Source organism: Centipeda periodontii DSM 2778 (genome assembly GCF_000213975.1).
Classification (GTDB): domain Bacteria; phylum Bacillota; class Negativicutes; order Selenomonadales; family Selenomonadaceae; genus Centipeda; species Centipeda periodontii.
In genome coordinates, this window is the sequence record NZ_GL892076.1 from 306,092 (window position 1) to 307,764 (window position 1,673).

The 1,673-nt window shown below is 59.4% G+C and carries 1 protein-coding gene; it reads left to right on the top strand.

Annotation, left to right across the window (positions count from 1 at the left end; translation table 11 throughout):
* Positions 1 to 298: 298 nt before the first annotated feature.
* Positions 299 to 1,627, top strand: a complete 1,329-nt coding sequence (locus HMPREF9081_RS12705) for a TPM domain-containing protein (RefSeq protein ID WP_006305093.1) — start codon at positions 299 to 301, stop codon at positions 1,625 to 1,627.
* Positions 1,628 to 1,673: the final 46 nt, after the last annotated feature.

A 1,673-nucleotide genomic window follows, 5' to 3' on the forward strand; every position in this document is an offset into this window, starting at 1 on the left:
GTGTGCAGCGCAGCTTATACATGATTTCTTTCAAAAAGGACTTTTGAACCTGTCATATTTGACAGTTACATAATCTTCAAAAACATGCTATAGTAGTAATATATTAAGAAAGCACTGATAAATTCAGCCACGCCATCTTGACGCATCTTTTTTGCCCGCACAACGCCTGCAAATCCTCCACATAGCTTTGGCTATGCGTCCGGTTTGCCTCCTTGTTCGGACGAAAAAATCTACGTCAATCTGCAGGACTGTTTTATCAGCGATTCCTATAATTTGCACTCGAAAGGATGTGGAAAGTATGCGTGGTGACAAGGGGATGCGCGGATTCCTTGCACTTGTTCTTGTGCTCGCCCTGCTTCTCATGAGCGGCGCATATGCGGAGGCCGCCGAGAGCAGGCTGCTTGGCACGACGTCCGTCACGGCAGGCGAACTGCTCGCAAAGCCTGCACAGCGCACGTACATCGTCGACACGGCGGACATGGTCTCAGCAGAGGATGCCACGCAGATCGAAAAGATCGGCGCGGAGCTGCGTGCAAAGACAAAGGCGGAGATCGTCGTCGTCACCGTTTCGACACTTGGAGGAACGGACATCGAGTCGTACGCGAACGAGCTCTTTCGCAGCTGGGGCATCGGCGACGCGCGGCTGAACAACGGCGTGCTCCTCCTCATAGCAAAGGACGACCGCGCGTTCCGCATCGAGGTCGGCTACGGACTGGAGGGCGCGATCACGGACGGCTATGCGGGCAGCGTGCTCGACGCGATGAAGGGGGAGTTCCGCAAAGAGAACTACTCCCCCGCGATCCTCACGGCGTACGTCACGCTCGCGCAAAAGGCGGGTACGGAGTACGGCGTGGCACTGGAGAGCCTTGGCGCGGCACTCGGTATCCCCGCAAGACCCGCGCATCTGGGTGCGGTGGCTGACTTTGGCGAAATGCTGATGCCGGAGGACGCGACGGCAATCGAGCAGATGGGCGGCGATCTTACGAACGCGACGGGCGCGCAGATGATTGTTGTCACCATGCCGACGCTCAAGGGTGTGGATGCAGGGCGGTTTGCGCAGCAGCTCTTTGTCGACTGGCAGCTGAAGGATGCGGTACAGGGGAACACGGCGCTGCTCTTTATTGCAAAGGAGGAACGCGAGATTTCCTTTCTGTTCGGGCCTGCCCTGACCGAGATGGAGCAGGAGCACGACACGACCTACGCCGTCAACCGCATCCGTTCCGAGTTCCCCTTTGACAAGGACGATATTTCCGAGGAGATCCGAAAGGGCTACGCCACGGTCGGCGCGCGCTTGTGCGAGAAAGCTCATGTCGCCGTGCCGGACTCCATCGACGAGGGCGGCAGTGAGCCCTTCTACGTCTATATCTTCGGCTTCCTCATTGCGATCCCGCTCATCGGACTGCTTCTCTATGTCGTGGTCCACGCATTCGGGCTTGCGTTCTTCTCACTGTCCGCTCTGCTGAACCTTCTCTCCTCGGGCAGATACGGTCACATCCCCTCCGGCGGTGGGGGCGGCACCTATGACGACGACGATGACCGCCCCTCCTACGGCGGCGGAGGATCCTCGGGCGGCGGCAGCTACGGCGGCGGCTCCTCGGGCGGCGGCGGCGCATCGGGGAATTGGTAGGGGCGCCCCTATCGGCTCGCAAGCTCGCCACTTCCCCCGCTCCGGC